The 13,915-nt window shown below is 53.9% G+C and carries 11 protein-coding genes; 7 read left to right on the forward strand and 4 right to left on the reverse strand.

The genetic code is table 11. The features are described from left to right. Positions 1-24: 24 nt before the first annotated feature. Entirely contained in the window at positions 25-1,386 is a 1,362-nt protein-coding gene (locus WMW72_RS16475) for an MATE family efflux transporter (RefSeq protein WP_341416610.1), read from the forward strand. A 16-nt stretch (positions 1,387-1,402) separates the two neighbouring features. Beyond that, positions 1,403-2,002, forward strand: coding sequence for a TetR/AcrR family transcriptional regulator (locus tag WMW72_RS16480; RefSeq protein WP_341416611.1), 600 nt, complete (start codon positions 1,403-1,405; stop codon positions 2,000-2,002). A gap of 60 nt (positions 2,003-2,062) precedes the next feature. Here the strand turns inward: WMW72_RS16480 and WMW72_RS16485 are convergent, their stop codons facing one another. From WMW72_RS16485 to WMW72_RS16495, 3 genes are read right to left on the reverse strand one after another with little or no spacing between them, the layout of a single operon-like run. Beyond that, entirely contained in the window at positions 2,063-3,121 is a 1,059-nt protein-coding gene (locus WMW72_RS16485) for a Ger(x)C family spore germination protein (protein WP_341416612.1), read from the reverse strand. Beyond that, entirely contained in the window at positions 3,118-4,182 is a 1,065-nt protein-coding gene (locus WMW72_RS16490; protein WP_341416613.1) for a GerAB/ArcD/ProY family transporter, read from the reverse strand. The genes WMW72_RS16485 and WMW72_RS16490 overlap by 4 nt, the downstream gene beginning before the upstream one ends. Further along, positions 4,175-5,476 (reverse strand): spore germination protein, encoded by a 1,302-nt coding sequence (locus tag WMW72_RS16495; RefSeq protein WP_341416614.1) that lies wholly within the window; start codon positions 5,474-5,476, stop codon positions 4,175-4,177. The genes WMW72_RS16490 and WMW72_RS16495 overlap by 8 nt, the downstream gene beginning before the upstream one ends. A gap of 172 nt (positions 5,477-5,648) precedes the next feature. On the opposite strand from WMW72_RS16495, the gene WMW72_RS16500 reads away from it, so the two are divergent. The 5 genes from WMW72_RS16500 (at position 5,649) to WMW72_RS16520 (ending at position 12,670) form a co-directional block, all read left to right on the forward strand. Further along, positions 5,649-6,614 (forward strand): ABC transporter permease, encoded by a 966-nt coding sequence (locus tag WMW72_RS16500; protein ID WP_341416615.1) that lies wholly within the window; start codon positions 5,649-5,651, stop codon positions 6,612-6,614. A gap of 18 nt (positions 6,615-6,632) precedes the next feature. Next, positions 6,633-7,511, forward strand: a complete 879-nt coding sequence (locus tag WMW72_RS16505; protein WP_341416616.1) for a carbohydrate ABC transporter permease — start codon at positions 6,633-6,635, stop codon at positions 7,509-7,511. Positions 7,512-7,560: 49 nt separating this feature from the next. Further along, positions 7,561-9,081 carry an extracellular solute-binding protein gene (locus WMW72_RS16510; RefSeq protein ID WP_341416617.1) on the forward strand — a complete coding sequence of 507 codons (1,521 nt, stop codon included), beginning with the start codon at positions 7,561-7,563 and terminating at the stop codon, positions 9,079-9,081. A gap of 173 nt (positions 9,082-9,254) precedes the next feature. Next, positions 9,255-11,474, forward strand: a complete 2,220-nt coding sequence (locus WMW72_RS16515) for a helix-turn-helix domain-containing protein (protein ID WP_341416618.1) — start codon at positions 9,255-9,257, stop codon at positions 11,472-11,474. Between the two features lie 32 nt (positions 11,475-11,506). Beyond that, entirely contained in the window at positions 11,507-12,670 is a 1,164-nt protein-coding gene (locus tag WMW72_RS16520; RefSeq protein ID WP_341416619.1) for an enolase C-terminal domain-like protein, read from the forward strand. A 150-nt stretch (positions 12,671-12,820) separates the two neighbouring features. Here the strand turns inward: WMW72_RS16520 and WMW72_RS16525 are convergent, their stop codons facing one another. Then, complete coding sequence (locus tag WMW72_RS16525; protein WP_341416620.1) at positions 12,821-13,720, reverse strand: alpha/beta hydrolase; 900 nt, start codon at positions 13,718-13,720, stop codon at positions 12,821-12,823. Positions 13,721-13,915 lie beyond the last annotated feature (195 nt).

Below are 13,915 nucleotides of genomic sequence, written 5' to 3' on the forward strand. Positions count from 1 at the left end.
GATGGATGGCTCGGAGGATAAAAGATGAACACACAACAAGTGACACATGAGCTGGATACACAATCGGTAGGGAAGGCCTTTCTTCGTTATCTGATCCCTTCTATGCTGGGAATGCTGCTGGTTGCCGTTAATATCGTGGTAGACGGCGTCATGGTCGGCAACAAGCTGGGCGCGTCTGCTCTGGCCGGCATCGGGATCGCAAGCCCGGTATATACGCTGTTTGTCGCGATGTCTCTCTGGATCGGCATCGGAGGCGCCACGCTATATTCGCAGGCTATGGGTGCGAGGGAGCCGCATCGCGCTCAGACGGTATTCACGTATTCGGTGACGATCATCGCGGCGGCGACACTGGTCATCGGGCTCACGGCCATGCTGTTTCGGGACTGGCTTGTCCTGGCGCTCGGAGCCAATGGCGACACGCTTCCTTATGCATCTGCTTATATGAATGTGATGCTGATGTGCGGCTTTGTTTTTACGCTGGAGAATGCGATCAGCATCTTTGTCCGCAATGACGGCAATCCCCGGCTTTCGATGATGGCCCAGATTACCTTTGCCTTATCCAATATCGTGATCAATTACGTGATCCTGTATGTGCTGGAGCAGGGTGTGGGTGCGGTTGCCTTCGGTACGATCATAGCCGCCTCGCTGGGACTGCTTGTGCTCACCACTCATTTTTTCAAAAAAACGAACGGCTTGAAGCTGCGCCGCTTTCCGTGGAAGGGCTCCTTGCTGCTGACGATCCTGCTCATCGGATTTCCCAGCTTCTTGTCGGAGGTCGGAATCTCTGTATTCACCGTGTCCCATAATATTTCCCTGGAGTGGATGGCCGGGACGGACGGCGTGGCTGCCTTTTCCGTGATGAATTATATTCACAGCATCGTCCTGCTGAGCTTTCTCGGTATGGGTGCCGCGGTACAGCCGCTGATCAGTTATTATCATGGAGCCGGGCAGGAGCAGCGGAAGCGGCAGACGATCCGCATCGCGGTCTGGACTGCGCTGGGCGCCGGGGTCGTCCTGCTGCTGCTAGCGCAGGCTGTGACCCGGCCGGTCGTCGGTATCTTCGGGAATTTCTCTGAAAGTGTCACAAGCTATGCGGTAGGCGGACTGCGGATTTTCGTCATGGCTTATGTATTTATGGGCATTAACTTTGTCATGATGACGTATTACCAGTCGATCGGTCATGTTCGGATGGCGACCTGGATTACGCTCGCCCGTGAGATGATTCTGATGCTGGCTTTCATCGCGATTCTTCCTCGGATGATCGGAATCACGGGGATCTGGATGGCGGTTCCTTTGGCAGAAGCTATGGTATTCCTCTCCATTGTTATTTATTATAAGAAGCAAGCAGGGGCGGCCAGGCTTTCATCTTATAACGCTGGCGCCTGAGAAGGGGAGGGAGCGTATGAACAAGAAACAGCTCCAGAGCGAGCAAACGAAGAAGAAGGTGGCGGAGGCGGCCCGATCGCTATTTGCCCACAAAGGCTATACCGCTACGTCGATTGAGGACATCGTCGCAGCCACCGGCAGCAGCAAAGGGAATATTTATTACCACTTTCAGAGCAAGGAAGGGTTATTCAAGTATTTGCTGGATGAGTGGGACCGTGATTGGAAGGAGCAGTGGGCGGCCAAGGAGCATCTGTTCCAGACGACCGAGGAAAAGCTCCAGGGATTTGCCGAGCACATGGTGACCAATGATCTCAATCATCCCCTGACCAAAGCCATGGATGAATTCATCTCCAGCGGATGGGAGCGCAGCGATATTCAGCAGGAGATGAGCCGGTATGTCGCAGAGCATATCGAGTTCAACAGGCAAATTCTCCAGCAGGGAATGGATGAGGGCGAGCTGAACGCGGATGATGCCCGGACGCTGGGCTTTATTCTCGAGGGATTGATGATGGGGCTCGGCGAGATGTCCAAGCGTGCGCCGAACGCGGCCGCCACGCTGGGCATTTACCGCAAGGCGATCCAGGTATTTCTGCACGGAACGGCGCTGGTCCGGTAACACCCGCCCCGGTGTCGGCCGGGGGCGGGGGCTTGCTCTGTATACAGGGACAGACGGAGCTTATTTTACGTTTTCCTTGAGATCGATATTGTTGAGCACATTGACTTTCACGGTAACCGTGTGCTTCATCTTGGGAAACCACACATTCTTCCAATCCTTCAACTGCCCGGCAGACATGCGGGGCCGGAAAAGCTGGCCTGCACCCAGTATGTCGGCCTTCAGATCGCCGAGCTTTTCAAAGATCGCCTTGGAGCGCTTTTCCAGCAAGCGTTCGATATCGTTGGCTACCTCTTGATTGGTCCGGTTTCGTTTATTCTCAGCGATTACTACATTCATGTAAACCATGCTGGTCAGGCTGGGACCTGTAGCAAGCCAATCGGTATGATGGCGGACGGATACTTTTTTGATGATGACACTGGCCTCATTCGTGATTTCGATCGTTCCGCCTGTATATTTTTCCTGGAAAACATTATTAATCAGTGTTTCGTCGGGAGTAAGCATACCAACCATCCTGTCCCGTCTCATGATGGCCGAGCCACTGAAGTTGAACAAGGTCCTCTTGCCGGCTTCTACCAGCGGAATAGCGAAGTCCTCGGTGTAAGAATAGGCACTCCGATAAGCCTCCCAGACCCGGTTGATGGATACATTGGGCGTCCAACCGGATTCTTCGCTGAAATAGTCATAGGCGGAGACCTCGGGCGTTGGTTTGATTTGATGATACAGAGTTTTCTCGAAATCGCCGTGTACGATGGCTACCATGCTCTTGATGGAGATATCATTGGCCCGGACGGCATAATCCATAACCTCCTTGATTCCCTTCCTGGCCATGTTCTCACTGATCAGAAACAGCCTCAAGTGCACCAGATCCACACTTTTCTCCGCCTTCGTGCGGATCAGATCGACCGCCTTGCTGATGGAGGCGGATTCCCCCTCCAGCATCTGCGTACCTCCCTCAACTGTAGGCACTTGCAGGATGATTTTGTAATTGCCGGTTTTCTCCTGATCGATGCCCATCACAACGGGCAAATACCGCTTATTAATATCCTTTACATCCCAACAGCCGCCGAGCAGCATAGGCAAGAGCAAGATCCATAGAATTCTTCCCCCGCGGAAGCTCATGATCCAGTCCTCCTTTTCCGCAGTCCCGATACAATGGTCAGCACCGGAATCATGATCATACTATAGATGGAGAAGAACGCATTGTAGGAGCCGAACCGGTTCAAGGCTTGCATATTGGGAATCATCAGACTGAGCGCGTATACCGCGACCCCTATCCCCACCATCAGCCATAAGGCGGGCAGGGGGAGGAACAGCTTGCGGATCAACAGGGTGGCCATCCACAGGGTGACCGCTGATTCCAGAATGCTGAGCGCACTGTACGAGACGATGAAGAAGGTAGGCAGCCAGTCGAACACCACCCACTCCAGATCGATCGTATCTGAGGCCATCAGGGTCGGCTGCTGTAAGAGCACAGCCGTCTCATGGCCGAATGTAAGCAGAGGAACGTAGACGATGGTCACATAAAATACAGCTAGAATAGCCAGTAAAGGCCAGAGCTCGCGCAGAGTCACCGGTTTGTTCAAGCGAAGCATGCCGAGAAACAAGAAGCCCGTGTACGCATACATGCTCACGTAGAAGGAAGGCTTCGCCGTAAACGAGGCCGCAGGGTCCCACAGCGGAAAGGCATTATAGAAGTCAAAGTCCCGGTAGCTGACGAGCAGGGTGAAGAGGACGAAGGGCATAAAGAGTAAAAAGATGGCGACGCTTACCCGCGCGATCACAGAGATGCCCTTGCTTGCTGCGTATAGGAAAATCGCTACAAAGATCAGTGTCGTAGACCATAACGGCGTATCCGGCAGCAGAATGATGCTGATCTCCGTAATCTGCTGCCGGGCTAACAGGATCAAGTGAAAGCAAAGAAACAAAACAAAAGGCAAGAAAGCGAGCGTCCCCGCCCACTTCCCCAGCCCATCCTTAATGATCTGGACGACATCTTTTCCCTTCGAGAACGACAGTCCCTTCAGATACACCCATACAAGGATGCCCTGAAGCAGCACGCCTGCGAGGATCGGCTCCCAGTGGCCTTTATCGGTGGACTCGATGATTTTGACGGCATAGCCGGACAAGGCTGCCGCCAGATGAATCTGCAGGAATAAGAAGAAGATCATTCGTTTACTCATGGGAGGACGGCCCTTTCACACTCAGGCTCAAGTAGGGAATCGTTATCGATTGGAGGCCTGCCAAATAAATGCAGAACCCGATGATCGACACCTCAAGTCCGAATATGCCGAAGATGGCGCTTAGGAATAAGGCTCCGTATTTGAATAATCGAATTCCAATGGTGTTTAAAAAACCGGTGATGGTGAAATTCGCGATGATGGAAGCGGCCAATATAATAATCAGCAGGTTGCTGACCAGCTTGGCCTGAACAATCGCTTGCCCGAGTATGATCCCACCGATCATCGTGATCGTCGGGCCGACGTTCTTGGGCAGCCGGATCGTCGCCTCAATAACCATCTCCAGCAGCAGAAACATCAGACATACTTCGACGATAGACGGATAAGGAACGCCTACTCGGCTCTTGGCGACAGCGATAGCCAGTTGAATGCGGAGAAGCTCGGGATTAACGGCATTCAGCACGACATATAAGCTGGGCACGACGGTCGAGAACAAGATTCCGCATATTCGGATGAACCGGTAGAACATGCCGAATAATACGGGATAATTCATGTCCGATCTGAGCGACCATAGATCTCTGATAATGGCCGGAAATACCAGAGCGAAGGGTAATTGATCCAATAAGAGAATGACTTTGCCGTCCAGCATCTTCTGGGCGGCTTCGTCCGGGATTTCGGTAGACACATACGTAGGCACCAGCGAGAACCGGGGCTGGTCCAGGACGCGCAGCAAATCCGCGACGCTATGGATATCGCTGGACAAGCGCTGTCCGAGCTTTTTTTTTATAAAGGACACGACGCCAGGATTTGCTTCTCCCTGCACATAGATGAACGTCAAATTTCGCTTGGATGTGGTGCCGGTTACATAGGATTCGACGACCATATCCGTTCTTTTTAATTTCTTGCGGATCAGGCCGATGTTCGTATGAAGATCCTCTGTGAAGGAGTCGAGCGAAATCTGCAGCGGGTGCTCATTCTGAGGTGGCATGATCTGACGATTGATAGCGGTCCCCACGGGCAGTAGTATGAGCGGTTCGGCGGTATCCGCCCGGCGCAGGACGATCTTTCCTTCCAGCAGATACATGGCCAGCTCGTCCGGATCTTCGGCGCGCTGTGTCCATTCCTTGAGCAGTCGATCCTCGACGAGCAGCGTTTGGGAGAGACTGACGAGGGAGCTTATATAATACAAGGTTGTCGGCTGGTCCAAGAAGATTGTTTTCGTAACGGTAAAATCGATGTTGGCTTCCATCTGTCCGATCAGTTGATGTTCCCAGCCCAGCTTCGTCGAATCATTCATAAGGCTCACCTCTTCCTTAAGTTGCTTCATTTTCCAATTAAATATGTAAGAAACCTCAATTGACGCGGAATTTCCCCGCGAAAAAAAGTCCAATTGCGGCAAGAAGGGGATTCCCGTAGGCTGTGGGTATCAACTAAACACCAAGAGAAGCGAGAGGAGGTGTACGATAACAATGAACCAAGAGCTTAGCGGGCGGTTGCCCTCGAGTTCCAAGTCTGCGGCAGCCAAACGGCGTTCCCGGATCTGGGCGATTATGATGCGAGACAAATTTTTGTATCTGTTGGCCCTCCCGGGACTCCTGTTCATGGTGCTGTTCAAGTATGTGCCGATGTGGGGAATTATTATTGCATTCCAGAACTACTCCCCTTATAAAGGAGTGCTGCATAGCGATTGGGTAGGACTCGAGCATTTTATCCGTTTTTTCTCCAACCCGGATTTTATGCTGCTGTTCCGGAATACAATGGCGATCAACCTGATGAATCTGGTATTCTATTTCCCTCTGCCGATTGTAGTCGCCTTGCTGCTCAATGAGGTGGTGGGCAAGACCTTCAAGAAATGGGTGCAGTCGATTGTTTACCTGCCTCACTTTCTGTCCTGGGTTATTATCGTGGGGATTACGATTCTGTTGCTGTCGCGCACCGATGGACTCATTAATAACCTGCTCACGTATTTCGGCTTTGCCAAAATCGACTTCCTGACGAATCCGAAGCTGTTCTGGATCTTGCTGACGGTGCAATCGATCTGGAAGGAAGCCGGCTGGGGAACGATTATCTTCCTCGCAGCGATGGCGGGGCTGGACCCGCAGCTGTACGAAGCGGCCAAGATGGACGGAGCCAAGCGCTTGCGGCAGATCTGGCACATCACGCTGCCCGGAATCCGCAACGTGATTCTCATCTTGCTCATCCTGCGGATCGGCAATATTATGGATGTTGGCTTTGAACAGGTGTTTCTGATGGCCAATGGAGCGGTGTCGGAGGTAGGCGATGTCTTCGATACGTATGTATACCGTCTTGGTATTCAACAGGGCCAGTTCAGCTTCAGTACGGCTGTCGGTCTCTTCAAGTCCGTCGTGGGCCTTGTATTAGTGGTTATCGCCAACAAGCTCGCCAAGCGCTTCGGCGAAGAAGGCGTGTACTAAAGGCAGGAGTGATAAAGCATGAGAAAGAGCATGGAGGACCGCCTCTTTCCTATTTTCAACTATACGGTACTGTCGCTCATCGGTTTGGTGACGTTGTTCCCGCTGTATTATGTTGTCGTCGTTTCTTTTATGGACCCGTCCGAATACCTGCAGGGGGGAATGCGGTTATTCCCCACCACATGGTCTTTGGCCTCCTATAAGTACTTGCTGTCCACCAAGGCGTTTGTCAACGCTACCATGGTAAGCGGATTCCTGGCTATCGTCGGGACGTTCTGCAGCCTGGTCATTACCGCAGCGCTTGCTTATGCGCTATCGCGCCGGAGAATGCCGGCACGGCGGGCCATGCTGCTGATGATCCTACTCACCACATTGTTCAATCCCGGGATGATTCCGCCGTACCTGCTGGTACGCGATCTGCACCTGATCAACAGCATCTGGTCGCTTATCATTCCAGTCCTGACAAGCGGCTGGTATGTCATCCTGATGAAGGGCTTCTTCGACAGCATCCCGGACAGCCTGGAAGAAGCCGCCCAGATCGACGGCTGCAATGACATCGGCATCTGGTTCAAAGTGATTTTGCCTTTATCGCTGCCGTCGATGGCTGCCTTCGGCCTGTTCTATGCCGTCGGCTACTGGAACACTTTCTTCTCGGCCGTGCTGTATATCAGCGATTCGTCCAAGTGGCCTCTACAGGTGCTGCTGCAGAACATGCTGATCGATTCCTCGACGGCAGCTGGAGGAGGCGCTGCGCAGGAAATGATGAACGAACGGGCGATTCCGCCGGAAACCTTGAAGATGGCTGCTGTCGTCATCGCTACCGTCCCGATCTTATTCGTGTATCCATTCCTGCAGAAGCATTTCGCCAAGGGTGTCATGGTCGGCTCGATCAAAGGGTAAGCCAAGTGAGGCAATACAAGCATCCAAACATCACAAGGGGGCTTTTGAAATGAAACAACGTAAACAGGTATATGTCAAAGGCGCGGCGGTTTTTACCGCCGCCGCCGTAGCACTGGCGGGCTGTGGAGGAGGCGGAGGAGGCCAGACAGGGAGCGGCGCCACCCAGAAGCCGGTCGAGGTTTCCATCATGACGAACTTCAGTACGCCGGAGCCTCCGGGTGCGGATAATGTCATCGTCCAGGAGATTGGCAAGCGCACGAATACGAAGCTGAATATTCAGTGGGTTTCGCCCAACAACTATGACGAAAAGACGAAGGTGACACTAGCCTCCGGAGATATTCCGGACCTGATGTTCGTCTCCAATCCGTTCGACCCGCTCGTGATGCAGATGGCCCAGGAAGGGGCATTCTGGGAGCTGACTCCGGACCTGGTGAAAGCTTATCCGAATCTCGCGGCTTATCCGCCGGAAGTGTGGAAAAACTCCAAGCTGAAGGACGGCAAAAACTACGGGATTCCAGCGGTTCGCCCGATGGGCGGCTGGTCCTTCATCAACATCCGTAAGGACTGGCTGGATAAGCTCGGTCTGAAGATGCCGGAAACGTTCGATGACCTGTTCGAAGTCATGAAGGCGTTTACGTACAAAGATCCGGACGGCAACGGCAAGCAGGACACGTATGGCCTCGCGGGCAACCAGGGAGCGTTCCTGTTCGAGCCGCTGTTCAACTCGACGCTCGGCAAGTGGAAGCTGAAGGACGGCAAGCTGGCTCATATTTACCTGGAGCCGCAAACCCGCGATGCGATTCTGTACCAGAAGAAGCTGTACGACGAGAAAGTTATTCCGGAGGACTTCGCAGTACTCAAGCTGAGTCAATTCGAGGATATGGCCAAAGGCAACAAAGCCGGCATGTGGGTCGATACGGTGGAGGCCTCTTGGCGTCCAACGGAGGAGCTGCGGAAAACGAATCCGCAAGCGGACTTCCTGCCGATGACTTATATCACCACACCGGAAGGCAAGAAGATGGCGTACCAATGGAGAGGCTTCAACGGGATCTTCCTGATTCCGAAGAAGGTATCCGAGGATAAGCTGAAGACAATCCTGAAGCTAATGGATTACGGTTCATCCAAGGAAGGTGCCGAGCTGGCATGGTACGGCTTTAAGGATGTACACTATACGGAGAAAGACGGCATCAAGACGACGACCGAGCAGGCCAAGAAGGATATCGTTTCTCAGAGCGCACTGGGCAAGATCTTCAGCCGTGACGAGAAGTACCTATGGGCGTACCGGACCGGCATGCCGGCCGATGTGTTCGAGCGCAACAAGAAGATCGTCGATGCCCGCGAGCCGTATTTAGTCGGCGATATCGGCAACGGCCTGTATTCGGAGACGGCTAACAAGTTCGGTCCCGAAATCGACAAGAAGGTCGATGACCTGCGAGTCAAGGTTGTGATGGGCAAGGAGCCGATCAGCGCTTGGGATGACATGGTTCAGAAGCTCTCCAAGGATGAGAACTTCCAGAAAATCATCAAAGAGGTCAATGACTCGTATCAAGCGAGAATTTCGGCCAAATAACAGAACAACAACGGGAAACTGGCAGGAAGCGGCTGATGAGATCACTCTCATGAGCCCTTCCTGCCTTAATCACCTAGACGATGGGATGGATGGGCATGGAGCGGCGGAAAGGGACAGGATTGCTATCATATCGGGGACATGCGTTCCGGAGGAGCTTGCTTCTCATTCTGCTCGTGACAACCATTCCGACCCTTCTGATCTCGGTCAGCAGCTACTATATCGGGGTCAGCTATATTGAGCGCGAGGTGGAGCGGACGCACAAGCTGCAGCTGGACTATACGGTCAAGCAGGTCAGCGACGCACTAGGGCATCTGCAGGTCAACATGAACCAGTGGACGCTTAATTCACTGATGAGCGACCGGCTGCGGGATATTGAATTCAAGGACAATTATGCGCTGACCAAGGAGCTCTTCGACTCCTTGACTGTGATGAACAACAGCAGCGGGCTGATCGATCAGGTCTACGTCTATCTGGACCGTCCGGCCCGGATTGTCTCGGACAGCCAGGGGATCCGCAAGCTGGACGATAGAAGCGCGCAGCCTTACCGTGAGCTGCTGGAGATGAGGGCGCGTCTGTTCTGGCGCAGCCTGTCCGCTCCAGGCATGGAGGGGCTGTTCGCTGTTCATAAGCTGCCGGTAATCGGCGAGCCGTTCGGAGCGATCATGGTCCAGATCAATAAGAAGCAGCTGCTGAAGCTGGCGGGTTTCGATCCGGGCCTGGGCGGGACCGCTTTTATCCTGAATCAGGAGGGCAACTCGCTATCTCGCGGGCTGGCTCCGCCTGAGACAGAGGAGCTAAATGCGGCGCTGTCCAGTGAACTCTCCGGGATGCAGGAGAAGTCTACTTCGTTCCGCTGGAGCTGGAACAACGAGCTGTATGTCGTATCCACAGAGGTGATCCCGATCACCGGCTGGAATCTCGTCTCGGCAGTGCCGCTGTCTGAATTTCTGAAGCCGATCGTGATCGTATCCCGCTTGATTATGGCGGTAGGGCTGGCCAGTCTGCTGCTCGTGCTGCTCAGCTCCTGGTACGCTTCCGTGCGGCTTGTCCAGCCGATTCACCGGCTGCTGAGGACGCTGATCTCGCCGTCCGGCCCGGAGCCGCTGCTCGTCCCCAAGGATGAGATCCAGTATATCGAGGAGCAATGGAGGAATCTGAGCAGCGAAAGCCATCTGCTGCAGTCGCGGCTGGAGCAGCAGCATTCCTCCTTGCGAACCGGGTTCCTGCTGCAGCTGGTGCAGGGCCATCTGCAGCTGCTGCGGGAGCATGAAATCCGCCAGCGCATGGAGCAGTACGGCTGGGAGACGGAAGATCACCAGTTCGTCGTTATGGTCGTCCAGCTGCTGGGGTTCCAGCGGCTGCAGGGGTCGTTCCGCGAAGACGAGCAGCCCTTGGTGACCTTCGCCGCGGTTAACATTATCGAAGAGCTGACGGGCAACGATAATGTCTCCGTCATGAACCTGCACGATCTGTCCGTTGGTTTGTTTATTATGTTTCCCGGTCATGTATCGCCGTCTGAAGTATCCGAGAGGCTGAAAAGCATGGCCTCTGAAATCGGCCACAGCCTGAACCGGATTCTTAAGATGAATACGGTGATTGGCCTAGGCCAGACCGTATCCGCTATCAGCCGGATTCCCGGAGCCTGGGATGAGGTTCAGCAGGCGCTGCGCCACCGGAAGCTGGATGAGCTGAACCAGATTATCGACCTGAACGAGCCGATGGGTGAGCATGCGGAATCGAGGTATCCATTTACGCTGGAGCAGGATCTGGTCCACTCGCTGGTCAGCGGGCTGGGCGAGGAGAGCGACCGGCTGCTGGGGCAGTTCTTCCAGGAGCTGAAGGCACACGCGGAGCGGGAGCTGCTGCTGCAGCAGGGCAGCCTCAAGCTGCTGGGAGCCGTTCAGGGTGCTCTGATGCAATCGGGCATGGTGCAGGCGGGGGCGCTATTCGACTGGGGGCAGCTCTATGCGGAGCTGCTGGCGCTCAAGGACAGCGACGAGATGCAGGAATGGTTCGCCGAGAGGATTGTTCACCCGTTTATCGCCGAGCTGACGTACAATCAGAACGACCGGGTCCGGTATCTGGCTGAGCAGACGGTGGCCATGATCCGCTCCGAGTATCACACGGACATCTCGCTGGATTTATGTGCGGACCGGCTGGGTCTGTCGTCGTCGGGTCTTAGCAAGCTGTTCGTTCAGGTGACGGGTCTGCACTTTGTCGATTACCTGACCAAGACGAGGCTGGATCAGGCCAAGGAGCTGCTCGTCCGCTCCGATCTCAAGATGCAGGAGATTGCCGTGCAGATCGGCTATCAGCCTACGTACTTTAACCGGATTTTCAAGAAAATGGAGGGCATGACGCCCAAGGATTACAGGGACCGCCACAAATTGTAGCCCCTTCAGGGGGAAGAAGGGAGTTTTGTCAGATGATCATGGAACGACTGGATCAGGTAACCGAGCCGATTCGCTCGATTGAGCTTTACCGGTATGATGTGAATGTGCAGAGGAACTTCAGCCACGGGGCATGGACGAACCGCATTCACGGGTTTATCCGCATCTCCGCGGGAGATAAGCAGGGCTGGGGAGAAAATATTATCGCCGTCAACCGCGAGGAGTTGGACATCGCCGAGTGGCTCAGTCCGCTGCAGGACCTGATCGGGATGACGATCGGGCAAGCGGTCCGTGTGGTGATGAGCCGTCTAGAGGAGCTGGGCTCCAAGCGGGCGGAGATGGTGGAGACTGCTCTGCTGGACCTGGCGGGCAAGCTGCTCGGACAACCGGCGCTTGCGCTGCTCGGACTGGGGGGAACTGAACCCGTCCCCGGTCTGTTCTGCATCCTGGAGAACGACCCGGAGGCTGTCAAGGAGAGGGCGCGGCAATCCAGGGATCAGGGCTACCGCACGCATCTAAAGGTCAAGCTGTTCGGGGATACTGCGCTGGATAAGACGGTTATCGAAGCGGCCCGCAGTGTTATGGGTCCGGATACCTTCATCGTCGGCGATGTGAATGATGGCTATCGCCCGAAGAAGAGCGAGGAGAGCCTCGAAGGCCTTGCGGCCGCGCTGCGTGTCCTGCATGAGGCGGGCCTCAATGCGTGTGAGGACCCGGCGAGCCTGACGGTGCCGCAGTGGATCGAGCTGCAGCGCGAGGCCGGAGCGCTCGAGCTGCTGCCGGATGCCCCGCTGCGCCCGGCGGTGGAGGCGGTGCACACGGCTGTGCCGGGCATGGGCGGCATCTACAACATTCACCCGGGATGCGCGGGCTCGCTGATCCATGCTGCCGAGCTGGCGGCCAAGATTCAAGGCTTCGGTGCCCGCCTGATGATCGGCGACGATAGTCTGGTAGGCCCGGCCTGCACGGTCTGGCAGCAGCTCGCGATCGGCCTGTCGGCCGACTGGGTCGAGGCGCTGGAGAAGCCGGGCGAGTCGGACGCGTTCGAGGCCTGCGTCACCGCTCAGGCAACGTCGCGGACATCAGACGGCCGGGTGAGCATGGACACCGGGGCGCCTGGCTTCGGCCTCGAGCTGGATGAAGAGCGGCTGCGGGCATGCAGCCGAGATTACGGGAAGCTGGGATTGGTGCTGGCTTAGGTGCCGGTAATGATTAGGGCTATCCCAATATAACGGGGTAAACAATGAAGGGCGTGAATGATTCACGCCCTTAGTCATTCATGCGCCCAGCGTGGGCGTCATGCCATTTTTTAGTTTATTTGTAATCTTTTTTTAGATTTGGTCCCAAACTCATTCATGTTTTGTATACAATTCGTTCATGAAAGCCCCTGCACTATCTATCCCTTCTCTTGCTTCTTCTAGGAAAGAGTGACAACACAGCCAGTTATGGATCATAGCGGGCCAAGATCTGAAACGGATATCGACGCCGGCCAATGCTGCCCGTGTCACAAATGTTAATGACTCGCTTAACATAATTTCTGCTTCTCCAACCATGACGTAGATCGGGGGCAGCCCTCTCAAATCACCGTACATAGGTGAGGCATACGGAACCGCCGGTGACACACCATTTAAATAATTATCCGCTAATTTTTGGATGGCTTCCTTGGTGTTAACCGGATCCACCGCTTCTTTGGTGATGTAGGTCTCCCCAGTTAGTCCTAAATCAATCCATGGGGAAATCATGACCCCGCCTGCGGGTAAGGGTGTAAGGGTATCACGAATCCTCATTAAAACGGCTGCCGTCAGATTACCGCCTGCTGAATCACCAGCAATCATAATATGTTTGGCAGGATAGCCTTGATCTAGCAACCAACTGTAAGCTTTCAACGCATCGTCAATGGGAGCAGGAAAAGGATGCTCCGGCGCCAGACGATAATTGATGGCTAATGTACGGGCTTTAGCAGCTCTCCCTAATTCGCTGGACTCACCCCGATGTGTAGCTATACTTCCAAACATAAACCCACCGCCATGCAAATATAAAAGCACACGGTCTTCTTGGGATTCCGGAACAATTTGCCACTCCCCTTTCATCCCATCAATGTCTACCTCCTCTGTAATCAGATCACTTGCTATCGGAAGTGTGCCCCACATCTTATCTGCTGTAAGTTGACGAACCTCATCGACGGATGCTGAATAACTGGGCAGATTATCTTTAAATAACCGATGTGCTTTCTGCAATGAGAGTTTCATAATAGGACTCCTAACTGAATTGTATTGTACTTGATTTGTACAAGTTTATTATAATAATGAATCTGAATAATTTACATGGTGTAATAAATGTATATTGGTTAATATGATAATTAATTATAGTTATTTTGTTTAATGGTCCTAAAATTTAAAGGATGATCGATTTTTGCTATTGTATTCAATTTAATGACGAAATCC

The organism is Paenibacillus filicis (assembly GCF_038070315.1).
In the GTDB taxonomy this organism is placed as follows: domain Bacteria; phylum Bacillota; class Bacilli; order Paenibacillales; family NBRC-103111; genus Paenibacillus_G; species Paenibacillus_G filicis.